The organism is Agromyces sp. Y558 (genome assembly GCF_059445415.1).
This window is the reverse complement of the sequence record NZ_JCAIUH010000004.1, coordinates 197,223-222,718: the sequence shown is the minus strand read 5'-3', so window position 1 is coordinate 222,718 and position 25,496 is coordinate 197,223. Positions and strand designations below refer to the sequence as shown.

Here is a 25,496-nt window from a genome sequence, read left to right as displayed (position 1 = left end):
GTGCGGTTCGTGTCGGAATGCGGGCGGTGCAGCGACCGGAACCGTACGCTCGAGGGGTGCTGGCCGGGCGTAGTCTGTGCTGGTGTCATCCAGCCCCGAGATCGAGACGTCCCCTCCGGCGCATCCCTCTACGGGGGTGAGCCGCTCGGGCCTCTTCTTCGCGATCGGCGCATACGGGCTGTGGGGATTCCTCCCGATCTACTTCATCGCGCTCGCGCCTGCCGGGCCGTTCGAAATCGTGGCCTGGCGAGTGCTGTTCTCGGTCGTGTTCTGCGCCCTGCTCATCGCCATCACGCGCGCCTGGCGACCTCTCGCAGTGCTCTTCCGCGATCGGCGGATCGTGCTCATCATGGGGCTCGCCGGCATCTTGATCTTCATCAACTGGCAGACCTACGTCTACGCGACGCTCTCGAACCAGGTCGTGGAGGCTTCACTCGGCTATTTCATCAACCCGATCGTCACGGTCTTCCTCGGCGTGCTCGTGCTGCGCGAGCGCCTCAACCTCACCCAGTGGATCGCGGTCGGCATCTCGATCGTCGCGGTCGTGGTGCTCGCGTTCGGCTACGGTCAGTTGCCGTGGATCGCACTCGTACTCGCGTTCTCGTTCGGCTTCTACGGATTGATCAAGAAGCGTGTCGGCCCGAAGGTCGACGCGGTCTCCGGGCTCACGATCGAGACCGTCTGGCTCGCACCGCTCGCCGTCGTGCAGCTCGTGTTCGTCGCCATGACGACGGGGCTCACGATCGGCACGGTGAGCGTCTGGCACACGGTGTTGCTGATCGGCCTCGGCGCGGTCACCGCGGTGCCGCTCCTGCTCTTCGCGGCGGCGTCCCGACGGTTGCCGCTCATCTTCATGGGCTTCATCCAGTACTTCGCCCCATTCATCCAGTTCCTCGTCGGCGTCGTCGTGCTGCACGAGCCGATGCCGCTCGAGCGCTGGATCGGCTTCGGGCTCGTCTGGGTGGCGCTCATCGTGCTGACGATCGACCTGCTCCGCGGGGTCCGCGCGTCGAGACGGGTGGTTGTCGAGCCGGTGTGACCCCCCTTCCGCGCGGGCCGGGCGCCGAGCAGGCGAGCGGATGCCGCTGACGCGCGAATTCCGCGTGAATAGGGGCCTCCTCGCTGATTCCGTGCGCCGTATCGGGGGGAGGTGTCGGCGAGATAACGATTGCCGCGGTGTTACACGGTTGTGACCGCCCTGACTTGTTTCCGCCATTGGCGCGGAATACTGTCAAACAACGGCGTCACCATGGCGCTGCATTGTGTACCAATTTCCTTCAGTCCCAAGGAGCAACATGAGCGTATTCGCGAAGGCCTCGGCCTCGCGCTCGGCTCGCGCAGCCTGGACGGGCATCGCCATCGCTGGCGTCAGTGCCCTTCTCCTCACCGCGTGCAGTTCGGGTGCCCCCGCCCCCGCCGATTCCGACGAACCTGCCGACACCGGCGACGCGCTGCCCATCGCCGAGGGCGAGCGCGACCTGTCGCTCAAGCTCGGAACGATCCTTCCGCAGAGTGGTGCGCTCGCGTTCCTCGGCCCGCCCGAAGAGGCCGGCGTTCAGCTCGGTGCCGATGACGTCAACGCGGTCGCGGACTCCGGTCTCGGCGTCGAGATCATCTTCCGCGACTCGGGCGACACCACCACCGACACCGCGACCGTCTCCGTGACCGACCTCCTCTCGCAAGACGTGTCGGCCATCATCGGTGCAGCGTCGTCGGGCGTCTCGAAGACCGTCATCGACCAGATCGTCGCTGCAGGAGTCATCCAGTTCTCGCCGGCGAACACTTCGGCCGACTTCACCGAGTACAACGACAACGGACTCTTCTGGCGCACCGCTCCCTCCGACGTGCTCCAGGGCGAGGTGCTCGGCAACCTGATCGCCGAAGACGGCAACGCGACGCTCGGCCTGATCGTGCTGAACGACTCCTATGGCACGGGTCTCGCGGAGTTCACCAAGACCGCCTTCGAGGCGGCCGGCGGTGAAGTCGTCGCAGAGGCGCTCTTCAACGAGGGCGACTCGAGCTTCGACGCTCAGATCGCTGAAGTGACGGCTGCCAACCCCGACGCGATCGCACTGATCACGTTCGACCAGGCGAAGATCATCACGCCGGCGCTCGTCGGTGCGGGCTACCCGAATGACCAGCTGTACTTCGTCGACGGCAACCTGTCGGACTACAGTGCAGACTTCGCCCCCGGCCTCGTGGCCGGTTCGAAGGGCACGCTCCCCGGTCTCGACACTGGAACGCTCGGTGACTTCACCGACCGTCTGCTCGAGGTCGACCCCGCGCTGGCCGACTTCAGCTACGCGGCTGAGTCGTACGACGCGGTCGTGCTTCTCTCGCTGGCGGCGTACGCGGCCAACAGCACCGAGGGTCCCGAGATCGCCAAGTACCTGCGTCAGGTCTCGGGCGGCTCAGGCGACGGCGAGAAGGTCACGAGCTACGAAGAGGGCGTCGCGCTCCTCGAAGAGGGCAAGCAGATCGACTACGACGGCCCCTCGGGCCCGATCACCTTCGATGAGAACGGAGACCCGACGGAAGCCACCATCGGCATCTTCCAGTACCTCGAAGACAACACCTACGAGCGCATCGGTGACGGCTGATCCGCTGAGTGAGTGAACGACAGGGCCCCGACTTCGGTCGGGGCCCTGTTGCGTGCGGTGGCGGTGTGCGGTGGTTGCGTGCGGTGGCGGCGTGCGGTGGCTGCGAGTGCCGGCTGCGAGTGGTGCGGGGCCCGGGTTTCGGCCGGGACCTTCGCGGCAGCCGTGGCATGCGAAGAGGGGCGGATGCCGCAGCATCCGCCCCTCTTCGTGTCGTGCCGTGCTCAGTCGTCGTCTTGGCCCAGCGTTCCCAAGTAGAGGCCGATGACCTTCGGGTCGTTCAACAGCTCGCGGCCCGTGCCGTGGTAGGCGTCGCGGCCCTGGTCGAGCACGTATCCGCGATCGCAGATCTGCAGGCAGCGGCGTGCGTTCTGCTCGACCATGATGGTCGTCACGCCGGCCTTGTTGATCTCCTTGACCCGGAGGAACGCCTCGTCTTGCCGCACGGGCGAGAGCCCGGCAGAGGGCTCGTCGAGCAGCATCACGTGGGGACCCATCATGAGTGCGCGCGACATGGCGACCATCTGCCGTTCTCCGCCCGAGAGTGAGCCGGCACGCTGGCCGAGACGCTTCGCGAGTTCAGGGAAGATCTCGGTGACGAACTCCAGCCGCTCCTTGAGGCCCTTCGGCTTCAGGTACATGCCCATCTCGAGGTTCTCCTGGATGGTCAGCGAGGGGAACACGTTGTTCGTCTGCGGGACGAAACCGACGCCCTGCGCGACGAGTTTGTTCGCCTGGAGGTTGGTGATCTCTTCGCCGTGCAGGTAGATGCCGCCTTCGCGCACCTTCACGAGACCGAAGATCGCCTTCAGGAGCGTCGACTTTCCGGCGCCGTTCGGGCCGATGATGCCGATGAGCTCGCCGGGCGCGGCCGTGAGCGAGCATCCGTTGAGGATGTTCACTCCGGGCAGGTACCCCGCGACGACGTTGCGCACGTCGACGACGAGATCGGTGGCCGGCGGCTCGGCGACCGCCGGTGCTGGGCTACTGTTCGTCATCGATGAGCTCCTTCAGTACTTCGATGTGCTCGCTGTCGGTGCTGCCGAGGTCGGCATCGTGGTGGGCCCCGAGGTACGCGTCGATGACTGCGGGGTTTTCCATCACCACGTGGGGATCGCCCTCGGCGACGACACGACCCTCGGCCATCACGATGACCCAGTCGGCGATGTGGCGCACCATGTGCATGTCGTGCTCGACGAAGAGCACGGTCATGCCCTCGGCCTTGAGGTTCAGGATGTGGTCGAGCAGCGACTGGGTGAGCGCGGGGTTCACCCCGGCCATCGGCTCATCGAGCATGACCAGTGTCGGGTCGCTCATGAGCGCCCTGGCCATCTCGAGGAGCTTCCGCTGCCCGCCCGACAGGCTCGCCGCGTAGTCGTCCTTCTTCGCGTCGAGCTTGAACCGGGTGAGGAGATCGAGCGCCTTCTCTTCGATCTCACCGTCTTGCTTGCGCCAGAGCGAGGGAATGAGCGAGCGGAACAGATTCTCACCGATCTGGTCCTTCGCGCCGAGCTTCATGTTGTCCATGACCGACAGGAGGCCGAGCGACTTCGTCAGCTGGAAGGTGCGGATCAGGCCCATGCGTGCCACGCGGTAGGCCGGCACGTGGGCGAGCGGTCGTCCTTCGAACGACCAGGTGCCCGTGTCCGGCCGGTCGAATCCGGTCAGGAGATTGAAGAACGTGGTCTTGCCGGCACCGTTCGGCCCGATCAGTGCGGTGATCGCGCCGCGGGGGATCTCGACGTGCTCGACGTCGACGGCGATGAGGCCGCCGAACGTTCGCTTGACGCTGTCGGCGACCAGGATCGGGTCGACCTTCTTGACTCCGGGCGCCGGGTCGCCGACGTGGAGCCCGGTCGACTTGACCGGCTTCGAGGAGGCTTGTTCATTTGACAAAAGCGAGCTCCTTTCGGTTTCCGAGGATGCCTTGTGGCATGAACACCACTATCAACATGATCGCCACTCCGACGAGGATGAACCGGATCTGACCGGCCTGCACCTGCGTCATGAAGGGCAGCCACCCGGCCTCGACTGCACGGGCGATGAAGCCCGAGAAGAACGAGAGCAGCACCCAGAACACGATGGACCCGAGGATCGGCCCCAGGATGGTCGCGGCCCCGCCGAGCAGCAGGATCGCGTAGATGAAGAACGTGAGCGTCGGCTGGAAATACGACGGCACGACCGCGCGTGGCATGACGAATATCATGCCGGCGAAGGTGCCGAAGAGACCGCCGATGATCAGGCTCTGCATCTTGTAGGAATACACGTTCTTGCCGAGCGCGCGCACCGCGTCTTCGTCTTCACGGATGCCCTTGAGGACGCGGCCCCACGGGCTGCGCATGAGGAGCCACGTGAGCACCACGGCGATGGCGACGATGATCCACGCGAGCACGAGGAAGAACCAGACACGATTGTCGAAGATGAACGGGCCGAAGCCGTATCGCCCAGGCGGGAACGGGTTGAACGCCAGGAGTCCGGTCTGGTACTCCGAGAGTCCGTTCGCCGAGCCCGTGACCGCTTGGAATTCGTTGGTCGTGAAGATCAGCCGCAGCACCTCGGCGGCGGCGATCGTCACGATTGCGAGATAGTCGGCGCGCAGGCGCAGCGTCGGGATGCCGAGTACGAGCGCGAACACGATGGATGTCGCGACCGCAGTGAGGATGCACGCCCACACCGGCCAGCCCAGCCTGAGAGCCGGGATCGCATATCCGTATGCGCCGAGCAGCATGAACCCTGCCTGACCGAAGTTCAGGAGGCCCGTGAAGCCGAAGTGGATCGCCAGACCCAGTGCGGCAAGTGCGTATGCAGCAGTGGTCGGGCTGATCAGCTCGACGGCCGCGTTTCCGAAGATTGCTCCCCAGTCCATGGTCTTCCCCTTCCTATCCGATTCGCTCTCGACGACCCAGGATGCCCTGTGGTCGGAACAACAGCACCACGATCATGATGACCAGCGCACCGACGTACTTCATGTCGCTCGGCAGCCACAGCGTCGACAACTCGACGAAGAGTCCGACGATGACGGCGCCGAGGAGTGCACCGAAGGCGGTGCCGAGGCCACCGAGCGTCACCGCGGCGAAGACCAGCAGCAGGATCTGGAAGCCCATGTCCCAGCTGACACCCGGCCGGAAATACGCCCAGAGGATCCCCGACAAGCCGGCCAGCGCTGAGCCGAGTACCCAGACGATGCGGATGACGAAGTTCACGTCGATGCCGCTCGCGGCGGCGAGGCTGGGATTGTCGGAAACAGCCCGGGTCGCCTTTCCGATGCGGGTCCGCAACAGGAAGTAGGCGACGGCGAGCAGTACGACGACGCTGGTCGCCATGCTCGCAACGTCGATCCAGCTGAGCGAGATCGGGCCGAGCGAGAATCGGGCGACGCCCGTCGCGCCGACGAGCTGCTGGGTCTGGCCGCCGTAGAAGTACTGGTAGGTGTACCGCAAAGCGAGCGACAGACCGATGCTGACGATCATCAGCGGGATGAGACCGAGGCCCTTCTTTCGGAGAGGTTTCCAGATCGCAGCATCGAGTCCCCAACCGAGCAAGCCGCTGAGGATCACCGCGATGATGATGGCGAGCCAGATAGGCAGCGCGAGAGTGCTCCCCAAGGTCAACGTCATCAGCGCGCCGAACGTGATCAGCTCTGCGTGGGCGAAGTTGGACAATCCCGTGGTGCCGAAGATCAGCGAGAGCCCGACCGCCGCCAGCGCGAGGAGCAACCCGAAGTTCAGCCCGTTCACTGCACGTTCCAAGAACTGGTCCCAGAAGCTGACGGTGACGCGCTCGCCCTGGCCGAGGAAGAAGTTCACCGACGCGTTGCGCGTCAGCCCGAACGTCGCCTCGCGCTCTGCGCCGCCCTCCTCGGCGACGATGACACCCTCGGGAAGCGTGTCCTCGTCGAGCGTGACGATGAAGGTGCCCTCCTTCTCGGGCACTCCCACCTCCCACCGTCCGTCGGCGTCGGTCTCGGTCTCGGCCTCGAAGCCGTTGCCCTCGACCGTGATCTGGACACCCTCGAGGGGTTCACCGTCGTACTGCACGTTTCCACGGAAGTGGTACTCGAACTCCGTTTCGGGCTCTTCTGTCGGCTCTGCCTGCTCGGTGGCCTGGGCCGTACTCCCATCCTCCGCCATCGCAGGGGACGCTGCGATGCCGGACAGAGTGAGTGCGGACAAAAGGATTCCGAGGAGGACGAGCCACCTCCTTGGAGACCGTTGGGCGAGCATTCGTGTGGGTTTCACTGCACCTCCAAGGGCGCCCCTCGAGCTGGTGGCCGTCAGGGTTCGGTCCTTTACTGCCGACAACGTCGTCGACAGTACGTGCCGATTATGTCTCATACGTTTCGCACATGAGGCAAACGGCGTTCGATTGTTATCCGGGAATGGCTCAGATGCAAACTCGCTTAACATTGGTACTGCACGCCTGACCCTTGGCGCGCGGCATTCGGGCATAACTCGACACGAGGAGCGATATGGACCAGGCCGACCCGTTCGGACTCACAGGACTCACCTACGACGACGTCCTCCTGCTGCCTGGCCACACCGATGTGATCCCGAGTGAAGCCGACACCACGTCGCGCCTCTCCCGTGGAATCACCGTCGCGACTCCGCTGCTGTCCGCCGCGATGGACACCGTGACCGAGGCACGAATGGCGATCGCCATGGCCCGTCAGGGCGGCATCGGCATCCTGCACCGCAACCTGTCGATCGCCGATCAGGCCGACATGGTCGACCGGGTCAAGCGCAGCGAGTCGGGTATGGTCTCCAATCCGGTGACGACGACGCCCGAGGCATCCGTCGCCGACGTCGACGCGCTCTGCGCGACGTATCGGGTCAGCGGCCTGCCGGTCGTCGACGCAGACGGCAAGCTCGTCGGCATCATCTCGAACCGCGACATGCGCTTCGTCTCCGACTTCGAGAAGCCCACCACCTCGGTGAGCGAGGTCATGACCAAGATGCCGCTCATCACGGGCCGCGTCGGCATGAACCCCGACGAGGCGCTCGCGATCTTCGCGAAGCACAAGATCGAGAAGCTGCCCCTCATCGACGAAGACGGTCGCCTGACGGGCCTCATCACCGTCAAGGACTTCGACAAGTCGGAGCAGTATCCGAACGCCACGAAAGACAGCGAGGGCCGCCTCAGGGTCGGTGCCGCGATGGGCTTCTTCGGTGATGCGTGGGAGCGTGCAGAGGCGCTGCGCGACGCCGGGGTCGACGTGCTCGTCGTCGACACCGCCAACGGTGAATCGGCCGGCGTGCTCGACATCATCCGGCGACTGAAGACCGACCCGACGTTCGCGCACATCGACGTCATCGGCGGCAACGTCGCGACGAGGGAGGGCGCCCAGGCGCTCGTCGACGCGGGTGCCGACGCCGTGAAGGTCGGCGTCGGTCCGGGCTCGATCTGCACCACGCGCGTCGTCGCGGGTGTCGGCGTGCCGCAGATCACGGCCGTGTACGAGGCATCCAAGGCCACGAAGCCCGCCGGAGTGCCGCTCATCGCCGATGGCGGCCTGCAGTACTCGGGCGACATCGCGAAGGCGCTCGTCGCCGGTGCCGACACGGTCATGCTCGGCTCGCTGCTCGCGGGCACGGCCGAGAGCCCCGGCGAACTCGTCTTCCAGAACGGCAAGCAGTTCAAGGCGTACCGCGGCATGGGCTCGCTCGGCGCGCTGCAAACCCGCGGCCAGAAGACCTCGTACTCCAAGGACCGCTACTTCCAGGCGGATGTCCCGTCGGACGACAAGCTCATCCCCGAGGGCATCGAGGGCCAGGTGCCCTACCGCGGGCCGCTGTCGGCCGTCGCCTACCAGCTCATCGGAGGCCTCCGCCAGTCGATGTTCTACGTCGGGGCGCGCACGATCTCCGAGCTGAAGTCGAAGGGCAAGTTCGTGCGCATCACGCCCGCAGGCCTCAAGGAGTCCCACCCGCACGATGTGCAGATCGTCGTCGAGGCGCCGAACTACACCAGGTGAAGGTCAGCGCGGCGCAGCGGAGCTGCGACGCGCTTCCTTCACCAAGGCGGTAGCCGTAGCGCCGCGACGCGCCAGCGTTGCGAAGCGTGCTGCGGCAGATCGCGAAACGCAGGGCCCGCAGCCGCGAAGCGCCGGCGCGCAGCGCCGCGACCACCGTTCAACCGACCCTCGCGTCCGCCAGCCGCGTGACCGCCTCGCTCAGCACCTCGGGCGTGCACGCGAAGTTGAGCCGGGCATGCCCGATGCCGACGCTCGCGCCGAACGTCGGGCCGATGCCGAGCGCGACCTTGGCGTGTTCGAGCGCGTAGGCGGCGGGGTCGTCACCCCAGCCGAGAGCTGAGAGGTCGAGCCAGGCGAGGTAGGTCGCGTCGGGCATGCGGTAGCGCACTCCCGGCAGCTCGTCGGCGATGAGTTCGGCGAGCAGCCGCCGGTTGTCGTCGAGGCTCGCGAGCACACCGTCGAGCCATGGCCCGCCCTCGCGGAACGCCGCGATCGAGGCGATCGAGCCGAACTGGCTCATGCGCCACTCGACTTCGTACGGCAGCGAGGCGCGCACGCGATCGCCGCGTTCGCTCGCCGTCACGATGAGCGCCGCCTTCAGGCCGGCGATGTTGAATGCCTTGGTCGCGGCCGTCACCGCGACGCCGTGCTCGCGGGCCTCGTCGGAGACCGTGAGGAACGGCGTGTACGAGACCCCCGGCTGTACGAGAGGACCGTGCACCTCGTCGGAGACGATCGTGACGCCGTGCCGGGCGGCGATCGCGGCGAGGGCGGCCAGCTGCGCGGCATCCGGAACCAGGCCGATCGGGTTGTGCGGGTTGCAGAGCACCATCGCCCGGGCGCCGGCCGCGAACGCGGCGTCGATGCCGTCGAGATCGAGCGACCAGCCTTCGTCGATGCCGCCGAGCATCGGCACCTCGACCACTCGGCCGGATGCCTCGGTGACGAGGTCGAAGAACGGCGGATAGATCGGCGGGGTGATCACGACGCCGTCGCCCGGGGCGGTGACCCGGCGCAGCACCTCGACGATGCCCATGCTGACGTCGGCGGTGCACGTCACCCGCGCCGGATCGACGTCCCAGCCGAGTCGCGCGGCGGCGAAGCCCTGGAACGCATCGGCGACCGGCAGGCTCCCCGCCGTGTACCCCGTGTCGGAGCGGCGGATCGCCGCGTGCAGGGCCGCGGCGATCGGCTCCGCGAGCGGATAGTCCATCTCGGCGACGGGCAAGGGCAGCACATCGGCGGGGTAGAGGCGCCACTTCGCGCTGGTTCGCGTGCGGAGGGCGTCGAGTGGCTCTGCGGCAGTGCGTTGCATGCCTCCAGCTTGCCGCAGAACGGCCGCGGGTGGCAGAGGGTGGGTGCGACCCGCTAGTCTGGTCGGCTGCCCGTCGGGCGGTGCGGCACCGGGTGAATTCGCCCAGCCGCGTACCGAACGGACATACCCATGGGTTTCATCGACGTCAACGGCGTCTCCTTCTCGCTGCCCGACGGACGGCCGCTGCTGGCCGACCTCGCCTTCCGGGTGACGGATGCCGCGACCACCGCCCTCATCGGCGCGAACGGTGCGGGCAAGTCGACGCTGCTTCGCATCATCCGCGGCGAGTTGCGCCCCGACGAGGGCAGCGTGCAGGTCGATGGCGGTCTCGGCGTGATGGACCAGTTCGTCGGCACCGGGCAGACAGTGGAGGGCACCGACGCCACGGTCGCGGGCCTGCTCGTCTCGGTCGCGCCGACCCGCGTGCGAGCGGCGGCGATCGAGCTCGAGGCATCCGAGAACGCCCTCATCGAACGCGACGACACCGCGGCGCAGATGCGGTACGCCACCGCGCTCGCCGAGTACGCCGAAGCGGGCGGGTACGAGCAGGAGGTCGTGTGGGACCACTGCACGATCGCGGCACTCGGCATCCCGTTCGAGCGGGCGAAGTGGCGCGAGCTCGCCACACTCTCGGGCGGCGAGCAGAAGCGGCTCGCGCTCGAGGCGCTCTTCCGGGGCCCCGAGCAGGTGCTGCTGCTCGACGAGCCCGACAACTCGCTCGACGTGCCGGGCAAGCGCTGGCTCGAATCGCAGTTGCGGGCCACTCCCAAGACCGTGCTGCTCGTCTCGCACGATCGAGAGCTGCTGGCTCGTGCCGCCGACCGCATCGTGACGCTCGAGCTCGGCGCGGCCGGTAACACGGCATGGGTGCACGGCGGCAGCTTCGAGGGCTACCACCGCGCACGAGAGGAACGCTTCGAGCGGCTCGACGAACTCCGCCGCCGCTGGGACGAGCAGCACGCCGCACTGAAGACCCTCGTCGCAACGCTGAAGGTCAAGGCGAAGTACAACGCCGACATGGCGTCGCGGTACCACGCCGCGATGACCCGGCTGCGCAGGTTCGAAGAGGCTGGGCCGCCTGAAGAGCGACCGCCCGCGCAGGCCGTCTCGATGCGACTCCGGGGTTCGCGCACCGGCAAGCGCGCGGTCGTCGGCGAGCGTCTCGAACTCGTGGGCCTGATGAAGCCCTTCGACCTGGAGGTCTGGTACGGCGACCGGGTCGCGGTGCTCGGCTCGAACGGTTCGGGCAAGTCGCACTTCCTGCGCCTGCTCGCGGGCGGCGGCACCGAGCCCGATCGCACGCTCGGGCACATCACGACCGTCGGCGAGACGCTCGCACGTGTGCCGCACACCGGCCGGGTGGTGCTCGGCGCCAGGGTCGTGCCCGGCTGGTTCGCGCAGAACCACGAGCACCCCGAGTACCGCGGTCGCTCCCTGCTCGACATCCTGCACCGCGGTGATGCGAACCGCGACGGCATGGCACGCGAGGCGGCGAGTTCCGCCCTCGATCGGTATGGGCTCGTGGCATCCGCTCAGCAGACCTTCGACTCGCTTTCGGGCGGTCAGCAGGCTCGGCTGCAGATCCTGCTGCTCGAGCTCTCGGGCGCGACACTGCTGCTGCTCGATGAGCCGACCGACAACCTCGACCTGGTCTCGGCCGAGGCGCTCGAGGAGGGGCTCTCGCGCTTCGACGGCACGGTGCTCGCCGTTACTCACGATCGCTGGTTCACGCGCGGGTTCGACCGGTTCCTCGTCTTCGGTGGCGACGGTGAGGTCTACGAGTCGGATGCCCCGGTGTGGGACGAGACGCGCGTCGCGCGAGCGCGCTGAGCGTTCAGTGGGTTGAGGAGCAGCCGACGAAGGAGGCAGCGTCACGAAACCCCGTCGTGGGTTTCGAGACAAGCTGCGCTCCTCCTCGACCCGCGGCTCAGCGGGAGTCGGTTCGGTAGGGTTGAGTGGTGACTCAGGAGATCGAGATCGGCCGCTCCAAGCGGGGCCAGCGCGTCTACGCATTCGATGACATCGCGATCGTGCCGAGCCGGCGCACTCGCGACCCCGAAGACGTCTCGGTGGGATGGTCGATCGACGCCTACCAGTTCGACATCCCATTCCTCGCGGCGCCCATGGACTCCGTCGTCTCGCCGCAGACCGCGATCATGATGGGGCAGCTCGGCGGTCTCGGCGTGCTCGACCTCGAGGGGCTCTGGACCCGCTACGAAGAACCCGAGCCCGTGCTGGCCGAGATCCGCAATCTCACACCCGAGAATGCCACGGCGCGCATGCAGCAGCTCTACTCCGAGCCGATCAAGCCTGAGCTCGTCACGGCACGTCTCGCCGAGATCCGCGCCGCGGGCGTCACCGTCGCCGGTGCGCTCTCGCCCCAGCGCACGCAAGAGCTCTACGAGACCGTGGCCGCCGCAGGCGTCGACCTGTTCGTCATTCGCGGCACCACGGTGTCGGCCGAGCACGTTTCGAAGAATCAAGAGCCGCTGAACCTCAAGAAGTTCATCTACGAGCTCGACGTACCCGTGATCGTCGGCGGTGCAGCCACCTACACGGCAGCCCTGCACCTCATGCGCACGGGAGCTGCGGGCGTGCTCGTCGGTTTCGGCGGGGGAGCGGCGTCGACGACCCGGGCGACGCTCGGCATCCACGCACCGATGGCCACGGCCGTCGCGGATGTCGCCGGCGCACGCCGCGACTACCTCGACGAGTCGGGCGGCCGCTACGTGCACGTCATCGCCGACGGCGGCGTCGGAAAGTCGGGCGACATCGTCAAGGCGATCGCGTGCGGCGCCGACGCGGTCATGCTGGGAACAGCGCTCGCGCGGGCGACGGATGCCCCCGGGGGTGGATACCACTGGGGTGCCGAGGCGCACCACCCGAAGCTTCCGCGCGGCCAGCGCGTGCACGTCGGCCAGGTCGCCCCGCTCGAAGAGGTGCTCTACGGGCCGGCACCGTCGGCCGACGGCGTCACGAACCTCATCGGGGCGCTCCGCCGCTCGATGGCGACCACGGGGTATTCCGACCTGAAGGAGTTCCAGCGCGTCGAGGTCGTCGTCGCGCCGTATCAGGGGTTGTAGCTTCTGCGGGTTGAGCCTGTCGAAACCTGGCGTCCGGATTTCGACGAGCTCAATCAGCAGACTCTTGGTTCGGATTTTGACGAGCTCAATCAGCAGAACTCCGAGCTCAATCAGCAGAACTCCGAGCTCAATCGGCAGACTCTTGGTTCGGATTTCGACGAGCTCAATCAGCAGGGGCTCTTTCCGCAGGTGGTTCGGGTAGCGTTGAATCGGATCGCGCGGCCCAGCCGTGAGGCCGTGGGGATGGAGTGGCACGATGGCGACTCAGAATTCGGCGAGCATCAAGCCGGTGACGCGTTCGACCAAGCTCGGACCAGAGGAGCGAGCGGCCGCGATCGCGCGGCTGAAGGAGAAAGAACTCGACATCCTCGTGGTGGGCGGCGGCATAGTCGGCACCGGAGCGGCGCTCGACGCCGTGACGCGAGGACTCTCGACCGGCATGCTCGAGGCTCGTGACTGGGCGTCGGGCACCTCGAGCCGATCGTCGAAGCTCGTGCACGGCGGCATCCGCTATCTCGAACAGCTCGACTTCCGCCTCGTGCGCGAGGCGCTCATCGAACGCGGCCTGCTGCTGCAGCGCATCGCGCCGCACCTCGTGAAGCCCGTGCGCTTCCTCTATCCGCTGAAGACCCGCATCTTCGAGCGGTTCTACGTCGGTGCGGGCATGATGCTCTACGACATCTTCAGCTACACCGGAGGACGCCCGCCCGGAGTGCCGCACCATCGGCACCTCTCGAAGCGGCAGGTGATGCGGGCGATCCCATCGCTCGCGAACGACGCCCTCGTCGGCGGACTCACGTACTACGACGCGCAGGTCGACGACGCCCGCTACGTGGCATCCCTCGCGCGCACCGCCTCGTTCTACGGCGCGCACGTCGCGAGCCGGGTGAAGGTCGAGGGCTTCATCAAGGTCGGCGAGCGCGTCGTCGGCGTGAAGGCGCACGACCTCGAGACCGACGAGCACTTCGAGGTGCGGGCGAAGCAGGTCGTGAACGCCACGGGCGTCTGGACCGACGACACGCAGCGCATGGTCGGCGAACGCGGCACCTTCAAGGTGCGCGCCTCGAAGGGCGTGCACCTCGTCGTGCCGCGCGATCGCATCCAGTCGGCGATGGGCATGATCTTCCGCACCGAGAAGAGCGTGCTGTTCGTCATTCCGTGGGGGCGGCACTGGCTCATCGGCACGACCGACACCGACTGGAACCTCGACAAGGCGCACCCGGCGGCGACCGCGGCCGACATCGACTACCTGCTCGAGCACGTGAATGCCGTGCTCGCCGTGCCACTCACCCGCGAAGACGTCGAGGGCGTCTACGCGGGGCTCCGGCCCCTGCTCGCCGGCGAGAGCGACCAGACTTCGAAGCTCTCGCGCGAGCACCTCGTCGCACACACCGTGCCCGGCCTCGTCGTCATCGCCGGCGGCAAGTGGACCACCTACCGGGTCATGGCGAAAGACGCGATCGACGCCGCGGTCGACGCCCTCGACGGCAAGGTGCCGAAGTCGACGACGCAAGACATTCCCCTGCTCGGGGCCGAGGGCTACCAGGCCGCGTGGAACAAGCGCGGCAAGATCGCCCGCGCGTTCGGCGTACACGAAGTGCGCATCGAGCACCTGCTCAACCGCTACGGCACGATGACCGACGAGCTGCTCGACCTGATCCGCGATGATGCCGCACTCGGCGAACCGCTGCCAGGGGCCGATGACTACCTCGGCGCCGAGGTGGTCTATGCGGCCTCGCACGAGGGAGCCCTGCACCTCGACGACGTGCTCGCTCGGCGCACCCGCATCTCGATCGAGGCATGGGATCGCGGAGTCTCGGCGGCGCCCGTCGCCGCGAGGCTCATGGGCGAGGTGCTCGGCTGGGACACGGCGCGCCAGGCGCTCGAGGTCGAGCGATACCTCGAGCGGGTCGCTGCGGAGCGCGCCTCGCAAGAGCAGCCCGACGACGAGTCGGCCGATCGGGTGCGGCTCGAAGCGCCCGACATCGTGAAGGTGGACTGAGCGCTCGTGGACTGAGCTGCGAGCTCAGCGGGCGCTCGCGCCTGGGCGCCTGGGCGTCGAGGACCGTGGACGTCGATAGACTGGGGACGATCCCGCTCGACCCGGAGGTGACCGCGCCATGATCGACGTCCGCCGGGTGGCGCTCCCCGGAGTCGGCGTGCTCCACTCGTTCACGACCGATGACGGCGTCGAGTTGTCGGTGGTCGCGCACCGAACGGGCGCCAGCGATCTCATGACGCGCGCGGCTGGAAGCGGCGAGGACCAACCGGTCACGACGGTGCGGCTGAGCGACGAAGAGGCACGCGCGGTCGCCGAACTCCTCGGCGGCACGAGCATCGTGACGTCGATCTCCGAACTCGACGATCTGCCGGGCGTGCCCATGGACTGGTTCATCGTCGACGCCGACGACGCTGTGCGCGGCCGTCCGCTCGGCGAGTTCAGTCGACCCGGTGAGGTCGTGATCGCTGCGGTCGTGCGCGACGACCACGCGTACCCGACGCCGTCCGACGACTTCGTCACCCAGATCGGCGACACCCTCGTCGCCATTGGACCGAAAGAGCGCGTCGACGCCGCATTCAGCGCGTTCCGCCACGGGGCGGCGCCACTCGAGCGCGGCGAGGACCCCAGCGCCTGATGCTCCACATGATGCTGCGCCCACGGTGGGTGCTCGCACTGCTCCTCGCCCTCGGCATCGCCGCGGCCTTCGCGCTGCTCGGCCAGTGGCAGCTCGAGCGCGCGGTCGAGCAATCGGTCGTGGTCGAGCGGCCCACCGAAGAGGTGCGGCCGTTCGCCGAGCTCGCCGAGCCCGATCAGCCGACGGAGCAGGCCGCGACCGCCCAGACCGTCGAGGTGACGGGCACCGTCGTGCCCGGCGACACGGTGATCGTCGAGGGGCGGTTGAACGACGGCGTCGCAGGCTTCTGGCCGGTCGTGCATCTCGAGGTGACGGATGGCACGCCCGGCGGGTTGCCCGTCGCGCTCGGCTGGGCCGCCGATGAGCAGACCGCTCGTGATGCTGCCGAACAGTTCGAGGCCGACATCGACCCCCTCGAACCGGTCACGCTCGTCGGCAGGTTCCTGCCGAGCGAGGCGCCGATCGCCCCCGACGACGAAGCCGACCCGTTCTCGATGCAGACCGTCGCCGTCGCGCAGTTCATCAACGTGTGGGCTGACTACGACGACCGGCCAGTCTACTTCGGCTACGTCACCGCGTCGGAGCCGGCCGCTGGGCTCGACGCCATCGTCTCGCCGCCGCCGGAGCAGACGGCTGAGCTGAACTGGCTCAACATCTTCTACGCGGCCGAGTGGGTCGTCTTCGCCGGTTTCGCGATCTACCTCTGGTACCGGCTCGTGCGCGACGCCGTGGAGCGTGAACGCGAGGAGGCGGCGGAGGCCGCGGCATCCGTCGATCGCACGCCCAGCGACGCCGCGTAGACTGAACGCATGCCGCTCGAGCCGAAATCCGCCGATCTGCCGCGCATTCGCGGGGCGCTGAAGTTCTACCAAGTGGCCTCGGTCATCACCGGCGTGATGCTGCTGCTGCTCTGCGCCGAGATGATCATGAAGTACGCGTTCCACCTCGAGCTCTACGCGTTCGGCGACCAGGGCGTGCTCGCGTTCACCCCGGTGATCGAGACGGCGGCCGGACTCGAGTCGACCGGCACGGGTGTGAACCTCTCGACCGGCATCCTCATCGCCCACGGCTGGTTCTACGTCGTATACCTCTTCAGCGACTTCCGGCTCTGGAGCCTCATGCGCTGGCCGTTCACCCGGTTCATCATCATCGCGCTCGGCGGCATCGTGCCGTTCCTCTCGTTCTTCCTCGAGGCGCGCATCGGCCGCGAGGTGCGTGACTACCTCGACGCCCGCGAGTCACGCGAGGCCGACGCGGTCGCAGCAGCCGCGACATCCGACACCGACTCTTCCGACCCCGTGGAGGCCCAGCAGTGACCGATCAGCCCACCGAGCAGCGGCCTGTGCTCGTCGTCGACTTCGGCGCGCAGTACGCGCAGCTCATCGCGCGTCGGGTGCGCGAGGCATCCGTCTATTCCGAGATCGTGCCGCACACGATCACGGCGGCCGAGGTCGCGGCGAGGAATCCGATCGGCATCGTGCTCTCCGGCGGGCCGTCATCGGTCTACGAAGAGGGCGCGCCCGCGCTCGACGAGGGCATCCTGCAGCTCGGCGTGCCGACGCTCGGCATCTGCTACGGCTTCCAGGTGATGGCCAAGCAGCTCGGCGGCGAGGTCGCGCACACGGGCCTCCGCGAGTACGGCGCGACGGCCGCCACGGTGACCACTGAGCCCACTGGGCCGGGTTCGGGCAACGCGTTGCTCGAGGGCCAGCCTGCCGACCAGACCGTGTGGATGAGCCACGGCGACTCGGTCTCGCGTGCACCCGAGGGGTTCGAAGTGCTCGCGTCGACTGCGTCGACGCCCGTCGCCGCCTTCGCCAACGACGAGAAGAAGTTTTACGGCGTGCAGTGGCACCCCGAGGTGAAGCACACCGAGTTCGGCCAGCGCATCATCGAGAACTTCCTGCACCGTGCTGCCGGCATCCCGGCCGATTGGAACTCGGGCAACGTCATCGCCGAGCAGGTCGCGCGCATCCGCGAGCAGGTCGGCAGCGCGCGCGTGATCTCCGCGCTGTCGGGCGGTGTCGACTCGGCCGTCTCCACCGCGCTCGTGCAGGAGGCCGTCGGCGACCAGCTCACCGCGGTGTTCGTCGACCACGGGTTGCTGCGTAAGGGCGAGCGTGAGCAGGTGCAGAACGACTACGTCGCCGCGACCGGCGTGCGCCTCGTCACGGTCGACGCGGCCGACATCTTCCTCGACGCGCTCGCCGGTGTCAGCGACCCGGAAGAGAAGCGCAAGATCATCGGCCGGGAATTCATCCGCGCGTTCGAGCAGGCTGAGCGCGACCTGATCGCCGAGGCCGCGGCCGACGGTGAGCCGATCAGGTTCCTCGTGCAGGGCACGCTCTACCCTGATGTGGTCGAATCGGGCGGCGGCACCGGCACTGCGAACATCAAGAGCCACCACAACGTCGGCGGCCTGCCCGAAGACCTGCAGTTCGAGCTCGTCGAGCCGCTGCGCACCCTCTTCAAAGACGAGGTGCGCCAGATCGGCCGCGAGCTGGGCCTGCCCGAGGCGATCGTCAGCCGCCAGCCGTTTCCGGGGCCAGGCCTCGGCATCCGCATCGTGGGCGAGGTTACCGGTGAGCGTCTCGATCTGCTCCGCGAGGCGGATGCGATCGCCCGTGAAGAGCTGACCGCCGCCGGTCTCGATCAGGAGATCTGGCAGTGCCCCGTGGTGCTCCTCGCCGACGTGCGGTCGGTGGGCGTGCAGGGCGACGGACGTACCTACGGTCACCCCATCGTGCTGCGTCCGGTGTCTTCGGAAGACGCGATGACCGCCGACTGGACCCGGCTGCCCTACGACGTGCTCGCGAAGATCTCGAACCGCATCACGAACGAGGTGGCGGAGGTCAACCGGGTCGTGCTCGACGTCACGTCGAAGCCGCCGGGCACCATCGAGTGGGAGTGACGCTGCGGCGGTCCGATGCGGCCCGTGCGTCGTTCGAAACGCTCGACCGCTGATGGCGACGGCCGGGAGGCAGATCTCCCTTCGAATCTCGCGTGAGGTCGGCCGCCCCGCGAGCGAGGTCTGGGCGGTCGTTGCCGACTACGGCAACGACCCGCTCTGGCGCGCCGGCGTTGCGACGATGGACCCCGACCCTTCGGGAGTTGTCGCGGTCGGCACCACGACGCGAGAGCTCATGCGATTCGCGGGCACGGCCTACCGCAATGGCGGCATCGTGACGAGCGTGGAGCACGGGCGGGCGTTCACCTGGCGGACGACCTCTGGCATCGATGCGGAGGGAGGGCGGTCCGTCGAGCCGCTCGACGGGCTGCGCTGCGTGTTCACGTTCCACGTGCGCATCCGGCCGCACGGCGTGGAGCGCTGGTTTGCCCTGCCCCTGCGGTGGATGCTCGCGCGTGCGATCCGGGCGGACATCCGGCGGCTGGAACGGCTCGCGGCCGACTGAGGCCGAACTCACTCGAGCAGCAGTCGACGGATGGCGCGGCGGTGCGACTCGACGTCGAGCGGCTCGCCCTTCCGGGTCGTGAGCTGGTGCAGGAGCACGCCGTCCGAGTAGTCCGCGAGCCAGCGCGCTCGCTCTTCGGCGCGGTCGACGCCCGCGGCGTCGACCAGGGCGCGCGCCACGTCCACGAATCGGCCGTGTCCCGCGACGACGGCCTCGGGCTCCGACAGCGCGAGCACCAGACGGGCACGCGTGAGGTCCGCCTGTTCGGTGACGAACGTGGCGAGGGTGGCCGCGAGGTGGTCGGCGAGGGCGTCGGGGTCGACCGGGGGCGGGAGCTGCGCGCCGGCGGACCAGAGCTCGAGGTCGCGTTGCTCGAGGCGCTCGACTGCGGCCGCCACGAGCGCCGCACGCGTGCGGTAATAGTTCGAGGCGGTGCCGGCAGGGGAACCGGATGCCGCGTCGACAGCGCGGTGCGTGAGCCCTTTCATGCCCTCGGCGGCGACGACATCGAGGGCGGCGTCGGCGACGAGCGTGCGGCGGTCCATGGGGCGAGTGTATCGAATCAACTACAGAAGTAGTGTGCCTACTATTTTTGTAGTAGCGTGTCGCGCATGACCCGCATACGCATCGTCGGCGGCGGAATCGCCGGGCTCGCCCTCGCGGCAGTACTCGACCCCGACCGCTTCGACGTCACACTTGTCGAGCAACGCACCGAGCTGCCCGACATCCGCACCAGCCTCGCCATGTGGCCCGAGGCCGTCGACGCGCTCGAGTCGATCGGCATCGCCGACGGGCTGCGTCGCTCGACCCCCTCCATCGACCGGTTCCCATTGCGCAGCTCCGCCGGACGCACCTGGACGGAGCTGCCGACGCCCGTGGCAGTGCTCGTCGCCCGCCATGACCTGCTCGCCGCGCTCGACGCGGCCGTCCCGGCATCCGTCGTTCGCACCACCGAGCGCATCGACCGCGTGGTTGCGGCGGCCCACGAGCTCGTCGTCGGGGCCGACGGCGTGCACAGCGTCGTGCGGCGCTCGGGCTGGGGCAGTCGAGCGGATGCCTCGCTGACGCCGTACCTCGCGGTACGCGGCGTCGTGCCGCACTCCGCGCCGACCGAGGCGATGGGCGAGTACTGGGGTCGCGGTCGCCTCTACGGCGTCGGGCCGCACCGGTCGGGTACCAATTGGTATGCCGCGTTCCGCTCCGACCTCGGGCCGCGCCGCATCGATGTCGCCGCCGCGCTCGAGCTCGCTCGGCAGGGCTTCGACGAGCTCGCCCCGAGCCTCGCCGTCGTGCTCGCCTCGGCCGCGCCCGAGGCCACCCTTGCGCAGCGCGTCTGGACGGTTCCGCGCCTGCGTTCCTACGTGAGCGGACGACTCGTGCTCGTCGGAGACGCGGCCCATGCCATGACGCCGAACCTCGGTCGAGGCGCATGCGAGTCGCTCCTCGACGCCGTCGCACTCGGGCGGCTGCTCGGGGAGCTGCCGGTCGACGAGGCGCTGAATGCGTACGACCGGGCTCGAGTTCGATCGTCGCAGCGTCTGCGTGTGGCATCCGGAGCGCTCATGCATCTCGCGCTCGCCGAACGCGCCCAACCACTGCGCGACCGCCTGCTGGCGATCGCCGGCAGCCGGGCCACGAGTCGCACCACGCCGGGCCGTCGGGACGCGAGCATCGCCGGCTGAGCACGAGTGCGAGCTGCGGTCCGCTCGACTCGTGCGGTGCAGGGACTGTTGCCGACGTGCCGGGCGATGGCCGCACCTACGGTCACCCGATCGACCTGCGTCCGGTGCCGTCGGAAGACGCGATGACCGCGACTGGATGGAGGCATGGGCGCCGTCGAGAACTCGAAGTCGACGTTGGCCGGTGCGGGCGGGCTGGCGCCGTTCGGCGTTGTGTGTGACGAGTCGTTGTGTGTGACGAGTTGCACGGTGATTCGGGCGACGCGCCGGGTTCGAGCGGCGTGCCGCGCGAATCACCGTGCAACTCGTCACTTGGCCGCGCGGATGGGCGCAGCGAGGCGCGGCACGGCGGACGCGGTCGGGCGGCGGGCACGGCGGACGCGGTCGGGCGGCGGGCACGGCGGGCACGGCGGACGCGGTCGGGCGGCGGGCACGGCGGGCGCAGCGGGCACGGCGCCGAGCGCCGGAAACACGAACGGCCGCCCGAGGGCGGCCGTTCGATGGAGCTGGTGCGGGTTGCGCGTCAGTCGCCGGATTGGGCGATCGCGAGCATGCGCAGGATCTCGAGGTACAGCCAGATGACCGTGACCATGATGCCGAAGACACCCGACCACTCGTACTTCTTCGGGGCGCGGTTGCGCACACCCTGCTGGATGAAGTCGAAGTCGAGCACGAGCGAGTACGCCGCCATGATGACGACGAGCACGCCGAGGATCAGTCCGATCGGGATGCCGAAGAACTCAGCCGAACGCAGGCCGAAGGGGCTGTCGGTCGCACCGAAGATCATGAGCCCGAAGTTCACGAGCGAGAACACCGCGTAGCCGACCATCGCGATGAGGAAGATCTTCGTCGCCTTCTTCGACGCGCGGATCTTGCCCGAGGCGAAGAGCGCGAGCGTCACGCCGACGACGACGAGGGTTGCGATGACGGCCTGTGCGACGATGCCGCCGCCGAACGCCGTCTCGTACCACGACGAGATGCCGCCGACGAAGACGCCCTGCACGCCCGCGTAAGCGAGGATGAGGGCCGGCGACGGCTCCTTCTTGAAGATGTTGACGAGAGCGAGCACGAAGCCGATGATGCCGGCGCCGATCCAGAGGAACGGGACGGCCTCGGTCGTGACCCAGCCGAGCGCGGCACCGACGAGCAGCAGGCCGAACGAGACGGCCGCCTTCTGGATCGTGGTGTCGACCGCCATGGTCTCGCCGGCGGGCGGGGTGGCGGGCTGGTTGTACATCTCTTGCAGCTGCTGTGCCGAGATGTCTGGCGCGGCCACGCCTCCCTTGGCGGAGAACGCGGAGTTCCGCGCGAAGGCGGGGTTGTCGAGAGCCATGGGTTTCCTCTGCTTTCGGCTGTGGTCTTGCTCGGGCCGCGGCTGCACGTGGCATCCGTTGTCGGAACAAACGTACCCGAGTTACCCGTGACAACGCCTTGAGTTCTCGCGGAATTCCCGCGGTTTTCGTCGCGTGCCCTGACTACGCTGGATCGCATGCTGCCCGACGAGACTCCGCGCCCTCTCGTGATCGGTCACCGTGGCGCACCGGGCTACCGCCCAGAGCACACTCGCTCGGCCTACGAACTCGCGTTCGCGCTCGGCGCCGACGCGGTCGAGCCCGACATCGTCGCGACGCGCGACGGCGTGCTGGTGCTGCGACACGAGAACGAGATCTCGGGCACCACGGATGTCGCGAGCCGCCCTGAATTCGCCGGTCGGCGCACCACGCGCGAGATCGACGGCACGGCCCTCACCGGCTGGTTCACTGAAGACTTCACGTGGGCCGAACTCGCCACACTGCGTGCGCGGGAGCGCCTCGGCCCGCTCCGTCAGGCGAGCGCGAGCTTCGACGGGCGATTCCCGATCATCCGGCTGCGCGAGCTCTTCGAGCTCATCGACGTCGCCGCGGGGGAGCAGCGGCGGCTGCTGCGGATGGTCGCCGAGTTCAAGCACGCCGCGCATTTCGATGCGCTGGGGCTCCCGCTCGACGAGCTCTTCGCAGGCGAGCTCGGCACGGCAGGCTGGGGCCGCGGCGATGAGCGGCTCATCATGGAGGCGTTCGAGCCGACTCTGCTCGACCGGCTCGGGGCACGCGGCATCCGGGGCAAGCGGGTGTTCCTCATCGAGGGCGCGGGTGCGCCGTGGGATCTCGTGCTCGAGCAGGGCCGAGCTGCGCCCCGCTATGACTCGTTCGTGACCGAGGCGGGACTGCTGGGACTCACCGGGAGATTCGACGGGGTGAGCGTCGGCAAGGCGCGGCTCGTCGGCGGGGCTCGCGTGAAGCGGGCTGCGGATGCCTCGAGCCGGCCGCTCACGGGGGCCGACCTCGTCGATGCGGCGCACGCCGCGGGCCTCGAGATCTACACCTGGACCTTGCGCCCCGAGAACCGGTTCCTGTCGGCTCCGTTCCGGCGCGGCACCGCCCGTGCGGCCTACGGCGATTGGCTCGGCGAGTTCGTCGAGGTCATGCGCATGGGTGTCGACGGGGTGTTCGTCGACCAGCCCGACCTCGGACTCGAGGCACGTCGGGCTGCGACGGTCTGACGGTTCACCACGCCTCGACGAGCTCGATGCCCTCCGCGTCGATCGCCGCACGGAACCGATCGTCGCGGAGCAGTGCGAGCTCCCATGCGCGGACGATGCCGTCGGGGCCGGCGACCGCGTGCTCGGGCGCTGGGTGCATGAAGACCTCGCTCGTGCCCTCGGGCAGTGCGGAGAGGATGCGGAGATAGCCGTCGAGGAGTGCGTCGTAGCCGCCGAGTTGCGCCGCCGAGCTGCGGTTCGTCGCGATCGCTGCGGGAATCGGCACGCCGAGTGCGTCAGCGGCAGCCACCGCCGTGGCGTGCCGTGCCGCCGTTTGGGCGGGAAGGGCGCCGCCGATGTAGAGCGTCGGGTCGCGCGGGAGCCGGAATCCCAGTCGGTGGCGCGCCGCGAGTTCGAGGGCCTCGCCCGTGAACGAGCGTCCGGTGAGTCCGTAGAGCGTGCCGGCATGCGAGTCGAGGGCGAGCGGTCGGATGCCCCAGTCGAGCAACCGCTGGAGTTGTGCGCCGAGCTCGGCGGCGACCTCGCGGGGGTCGGCCCGGGTGCCCACCTCGGCGGGATCGAACGGCAGCATGCCGTCGCCCGAGACGAGTGAGGCGGCGGCTTCGATCGGCCGCCATCCGGCGAGGCCGCGCTCGCTCGAAAGCGTCGCGTGCAGGCGCGGGACGACCCCTGCGGCGGCGACCGCGGTCGCCGCCGCCTGCGCACCGGGGGCGACGACGATGACCGTCGTCGCCGTGATGGCGCCCTCGGCGGCGAGGCGTGCGATCTCGACGGCGCTCTCAGGCTCGCGCCCCAGGTCGTCGGCGGTGAGCACGAGTCGTCGGGTCATTGCGCCGTCTCGTCGTCTGCTGCGGCGGCGCGCACCGACGCGAGGGTCGTGGCGCCGTCGGCCTCGGCTTCGGAGAGCCCCTCGGGAACCCGGATGAAGCGGGCGAGGATCGCCCCGATGACGCAGAGGATGAAGGGGTAGACGCAGAGGTACACGCGGTACGCGACATCCGGCTGGGTGCCCGGATCGTCACCCGAGTTGTAGCCGAAGAAGATGCCGAGCGAGGCGAGTGCGAGGCCCGTGATGATGCCGTTGAGCCGACCGAAGAACCCGAACGCCGAGAGGAAGAGGCCCTCGCGATGCTGGCCGTGCCGACGGGCATCGTCGTCGAGCACTCGCGCCACGATGAGATCGTTCGTGGCGAGCATGCCCGAGTAGCCTGCGCCGACGACGAGGCCCGCGAGGAGTGCCGTGACGAGGTCGACGGCGAAGAAGAGGGGAATGAAGCTGAGCGCGAGGATCACGAAGGCGAGGCGCCACGCGAACGCAGCGCCCTTGCGTCGGATCACGCGCGTCCAGACCACGAGGCCGCCCGCAGAGCAGAGGATCACGGTGGCCTGGAGGTAGAGCGCGTTCGCGACGGGCAGACCGAGGGAATAGCGCACGAACAGCTGGAGTCCCGCGAGCACGAGCGCCATGGCGCTCGCGTAGCAGGCGCCAGCCACACCGATCGACCAGAACTTCGGGTTGCGGATGATCGTGAGGAGCGTCGGGAAGAAGCGCGAGCGCTGGGCTTCGGCGTAGCGAGGGTTCTCCTTCGCGCTGAACGCCATGAAGAGGATGACGATCGTGGCGATCGCGCCATAGATGATCGCCGTCGTCGTGAAGCCGACCGTCGTCTCCTCGGTGCCGAACACCGAGGTGGTCAACAGCGGCGTCACCGCGAGCGAGACGACGAGCGCGACGAGCTGGAAGCCCTGCCGCAACGAGTTCGCCATCGAACGGGTGCGCTCGCGGGGGAAGAGTTCGGGCAGCAGGGCCCCGTAGTTCGCGTTCAGCATCGAGTCGAACGCCTCGCAGAGGATCGCGAACACCGCGAACCAGAGCACGAGTCCGATGCCGTCGAGCGAGTCGGGGGCGGAGAAGAACGCGATCATGCTCGCGGCGAGGAGCGGCGCGCCGATGACGAGCCACGGGCGGCGGCGTCCCCACCGGGTGCGAGTGCGGTCGGAGAGGTGGCCGAGCACGGGGTTGTCGACGGCGTCGATCACGGCGTACACGATCATGACGCCCGCATACACCCGCACATCGAGGCCGAGGATGTCGACGTAGTAGAGGATCATCGACCCCTTGATCATGTTGATCGGGATCGAGGTGCCGAACATGCCGATGGCGTACCGCCAGGGCGGGGTGGCGGGGGCAGGGGGCATCTCGGAGCGTTCGGTCATCATCGTCCTTCGCTGGGGGTGCGCAAATGTTACGACATTCTGAGGA

22 protein-coding genes are annotated in these 25,496 nt (G+C 68.4%); 13 read left to right on the top strand and 9 right to left on the bottom strand.

Annotation, left to right across the window (positions count from 1 at the left end; all coding sequences use genetic code 11):
• Positions 1 to 82: 82 nt before the first annotated feature.
• Complete coding sequence (gene rarD, locus AC1C2T_RS18500; protein WP_495362951.1) at positions 83 to 1,039, top strand: EamA family transporter RarD; 957 nt, start codon at positions 83 to 85, stop codon at positions 1,037 to 1,039.
• A 256-nt stretch (positions 1,040 to 1,295) separates the two neighbouring features.
• Complete coding sequence (locus tag AC1C2T_RS18495; protein ID WP_495362950.1) at positions 1,296 to 2,600, top strand: ABC transporter substrate-binding protein; 1,305 nt, start codon at positions 1,296 to 1,298, stop codon at positions 2,598 to 2,600.
• A 221-nt stretch (positions 2,601 to 2,821) separates the two neighbouring features.
• Here AC1C2T_RS18495 and AC1C2T_RS18490 read toward each other — a convergent pair whose 3' ends face one another.
• The 4 genes from AC1C2T_RS18490 to AC1C2T_RS18475 are packed head-to-tail and all read right to left on the bottom strand — an operon-like array spanning position 2,822 to position 6,727.
• Complete coding sequence (locus AC1C2T_RS18490) at positions 2,822 to 3,595, bottom strand: ABC transporter ATP-binding protein (RefSeq protein WP_495362949.1); 774 nt, start codon at positions 3,593 to 3,595, stop codon at positions 2,822 to 2,824.
• The gene (locus AC1C2T_RS18485) at positions 3,582 to 4,493 is read right to left on the bottom strand and encodes an ABC transporter ATP-binding protein (protein WP_495386261.1); all 912 of its coding nucleotides are present in this window, start codon (positions 4,491 to 4,493) and stop codon (positions 3,582 to 3,584) included. Before AC1C2T_RS18485 ends, AC1C2T_RS18490 begins: the two co-directional genes overlap by 14 nt.
• Positions 4,483 to 5,463, bottom strand: coding sequence for a branched-chain amino acid ABC transporter permease (locus AC1C2T_RS18480; RefSeq protein WP_495362947.1), 981 nt, complete (start codon positions 5,461 to 5,463; stop codon positions 4,483 to 4,485). Before AC1C2T_RS18480 ends, AC1C2T_RS18485 begins: the two co-directional genes overlap by 11 nt.
• 13 nt (positions 5,464 to 5,476) lie before the next feature.
• A complete protein-coding gene (locus AC1C2T_RS18475) occupies positions 5,477 to 6,727 on the bottom strand; it encodes a branched-chain amino acid ABC transporter permease (RefSeq protein ID WP_495380234.1) in 1,251 nt (416 codons plus the stop codon).
• Positions 6,728 to 7,065: 338 nt separating this feature from the next.
• Between AC1C2T_RS18475 and guaB the strand changes: the two genes are divergently transcribed.
• Positions 7,066 to 8,568, top strand: coding sequence for an IMP dehydrogenase (gene guaB / locus AC1C2T_RS18470; protein ID WP_495386260.1), 1,503 nt, complete (start codon positions 7,066 to 7,068; stop codon positions 8,566 to 8,568).
• Positions 8,569 to 8,725: 157 nt separating this feature from the next.
• Here guaB and AC1C2T_RS18465 read toward each other — a convergent pair whose 3' ends face one another.
• Positions 8,726 to 9,883 carry a MalY/PatB family protein gene (locus AC1C2T_RS18465; RefSeq protein WP_495386259.1) on the bottom strand — a complete coding sequence of 386 codons (1,158 nt, stop codon included), beginning with the start codon at positions 9,881 to 9,883 and terminating at the stop codon, positions 8,726 to 8,728.
• Between the two features lie 129 nt (positions 9,884 to 10,012).
• On the opposite strand from AC1C2T_RS18465, the gene AC1C2T_RS18460 reads away from it, so the two are divergent.
• From AC1C2T_RS18460 to AC1C2T_RS18425, 8 genes are all read left to right on the top strand, one after another.
• Positions 10,013 to 11,713, top strand: coding sequence for an ABC-F family ATP-binding cassette domain-containing protein (locus AC1C2T_RS18460; RefSeq protein ID WP_495362942.1), 1,701 nt, complete (start codon positions 10,013 to 10,015; stop codon positions 11,711 to 11,713).
• A 128-nt stretch (positions 11,714 to 11,841) separates the two neighbouring features.
• Positions 11,842 to 12,966: a GuaB3 family IMP dehydrogenase-related protein gene (locus AC1C2T_RS18455; RefSeq protein ID WP_495386258.1), complete on the top strand. Its 1,125-nt coding sequence runs from the start codon at positions 11,842 to 11,844 to the stop codon at positions 12,964 to 12,966.
• A gap of 256 nt (positions 12,967 to 13,222) precedes the next feature.
• Positions 13,223 to 14,968, top strand: coding sequence for a glycerol-3-phosphate dehydrogenase/oxidase (locus AC1C2T_RS18450; protein WP_495386257.1), 1,746 nt, complete (start codon positions 13,223 to 13,225; stop codon positions 14,966 to 14,968).
• Positions 14,969 to 15,086: 118 nt separating this feature from the next.
• Positions 15,087 to 15,602 carry a cation:proton antiporter regulatory subunit gene (locus AC1C2T_RS18445; RefSeq protein WP_495362939.1) on the top strand — a complete coding sequence of 172 codons (516 nt, stop codon included), beginning with the start codon at positions 15,087 to 15,089 and terminating at the stop codon, positions 15,600 to 15,602.
• Positions 15,603 to 15,613: 11 nt separating this feature from the next.
• The gene (locus tag AC1C2T_RS18440) at positions 15,614 to 16,402 is read left to right on the top strand and encodes an SURF1 family protein (RefSeq protein WP_495362938.1); all 789 of its coding nucleotides are present in this window, start codon (positions 15,614 to 15,616) and stop codon (positions 16,400 to 16,402) included.
• A gap of 9 nt (positions 16,403 to 16,411) precedes the next feature.
• Positions 16,412 to 16,918: a DUF3817 domain-containing protein gene (locus AC1C2T_RS18435; RefSeq protein ID WP_495386256.1), complete on the top strand. Its 507-nt coding sequence runs from the start codon at positions 16,412 to 16,414 to the stop codon at positions 16,916 to 16,918.
• Positions 16,915 to 18,513: a glutamine-hydrolyzing GMP synthase gene (gene guaA, locus AC1C2T_RS18430; protein WP_495386255.1), complete on the top strand. Its 1,599-nt coding sequence runs from the start codon at positions 16,915 to 16,917 to the stop codon at positions 18,511 to 18,513. Before AC1C2T_RS18435 ends, guaA begins: the two co-directional genes overlap by 4 nt.
• 52 nt (positions 18,514 to 18,565) lie before the next feature.
• Positions 18,566 to 19,015, top strand: coding sequence for an SRPBCC family protein (locus tag AC1C2T_RS18425; protein WP_495386254.1), 450 nt, complete (start codon positions 18,566 to 18,568; stop codon positions 19,013 to 19,015).
• A gap of 8 nt (positions 19,016 to 19,023) precedes the next feature.
• Here AC1C2T_RS18425 and AC1C2T_RS18420 read toward each other — a convergent pair whose 3' ends face one another.
• Complete coding sequence (locus AC1C2T_RS18420) at positions 19,024 to 19,560, bottom strand: TetR/AcrR family transcriptional regulator (protein ID WP_495386253.1); 537 nt, start codon at positions 19,558 to 19,560, stop codon at positions 19,024 to 19,026.
• A 66-nt stretch (positions 19,561 to 19,626) separates the two neighbouring features.
• Here AC1C2T_RS18420 and AC1C2T_RS18415 point away from each other — a divergent pair, with 66 nt between their 5' ends.
• Positions 19,627 to 20,697: an FAD-dependent monooxygenase gene (locus tag AC1C2T_RS18415; protein ID WP_495386252.1), complete on the top strand. Its 1,071-nt coding sequence runs from the start codon at positions 19,627 to 19,629 to the stop codon at positions 20,695 to 20,697.
• A 520-nt stretch (positions 20,698 to 21,217) separates the two neighbouring features.
• Here the strand turns inward: AC1C2T_RS18415 and AC1C2T_RS18410 are convergent.
• Positions 21,218 to 22,027, bottom strand: coding sequence for a Bax inhibitor-1/YccA family protein (locus tag AC1C2T_RS18410; RefSeq protein ID WP_495386251.1), 810 nt, complete (start codon positions 22,025 to 22,027; stop codon positions 21,218 to 21,220).
• A gap of 156 nt (positions 22,028 to 22,183) precedes the next feature.
• Between AC1C2T_RS18410 and AC1C2T_RS18405 the strand changes: the two genes are divergently transcribed.
• Entirely contained in the window at positions 22,184 to 23,233 is a 1,050-nt protein-coding gene (locus AC1C2T_RS18405; protein ID WP_495386250.1) for a glycerophosphodiester phosphodiesterase family protein, read from the top strand.
• A gap of 4 nt (positions 23,234 to 23,237) precedes the next feature.
• On the opposite strand, the gene AC1C2T_RS18400 is transcribed toward AC1C2T_RS18405, so the two are convergent.
• Both AC1C2T_RS18400 and AC1C2T_RS18395 read right to left on the bottom strand, forming a co-directional pair.
• A complete protein-coding gene (locus AC1C2T_RS18400) occupies positions 23,238 to 24,062 on the bottom strand; it encodes a carbohydrate deacetylase (protein WP_495386249.1) in 825 nt (274 codons plus the stop codon).
• Entirely contained in the window at positions 24,059 to 25,450 is a 1,392-nt protein-coding gene (locus AC1C2T_RS18395; protein WP_495386248.1) for an MFS transporter, read from the bottom strand. The genes AC1C2T_RS18400 and AC1C2T_RS18395 overlap by 4 nt, the downstream gene beginning before the upstream one ends.
• Positions 25,451 to 25,496 lie beyond the last annotated feature (46 nt).